The 902-nt window shown below is 68.4% G+C and carries 1 protein-coding gene; it reads right to left on the reverse strand.

Translation table 11 applies throughout. The features are described from left to right. A partial coding sequence (locus ACW69E_RS27710; protein ID WP_457501029.1) for an ATP-binding protein occupies positions 1-902 on the reverse strand: 902 nt, incomplete at both ends.

Genomic DNA, 902 nt, shown 5'->3' on the forward strand with positions numbered 1-902 from the left:
TTCATCTCGATGACGATGACCCGGCCGTCGGCCGGATTGACCGCGAACTGGATGTTGCAGCCGCCGGTGTCCACCCCGACCTCGCGGATGACGGCGATACCGACATCCCGCAGCACCTGATACTCGCGGTCGGTCAGCGTCATCGCCGGGGCCACGGTGATGGAGTCGCCGGTGTGCACCCCCATCGGATCGAAGTTCTCGATCGAGCAGACCACCACCACGTTGTCGTGGCGGTCGCGCATCAGCTCCAGCTCGTACTCCTTCCACCCCAGGATGGACTCCTCCAGGAGCACCTCGGTGGTCGGGGAGAGCGCCAGCCCCTGGCCGGCGATGCGGCGCAGCTCGGCCTCGTCGTGGGCGAAACCGGAGCCGGCGCCGCCCATGGTGAACGACGGCCGCACCACCACCGGATAGCCGCCCAGCTCCTCCACCCCGGCCAGCACCTCCTCCATGGAGTGGCAGATGACCGAGCGGGCGGACTCGCCGTGCCCGATCTTGCCCCGGACCGCCGCCACGACCTCCTTGAACTGGTCGCGGTCCTCGCCCTTGCGGATGGCCTCGACGTTGGCGCCGATCAGCTCCACCCCGTACTTGTCCAGGGTGCCCGCCTCGTGCAGGGAGATGGCGGTGTTGAGCGCGGTCTGGCCGCCCAGGGTGGGCAGCAGGGCGTCGGGCCGCTCCTTGGCGATGATCTTCTCGACGAACTCCGGGGTGATCGGCTCCACATAGGTGGCATCCGCGATCTCCGGATCGGTCATGATCGTGGCCGGGTTGGAGTTGACCAGCACCACCCGCAACCCCTCGGCCTTCAGCACCCGGCACGCCTGGGTGCCGGAGTAGTCGAACTCGGCGGCCTGCCCGATCACGATCGGACCCGAGCCGATCACCAGGACGCAACGGAT

The organism is Streptomyces sp. SS8 (genome assembly GCF_054072955.1).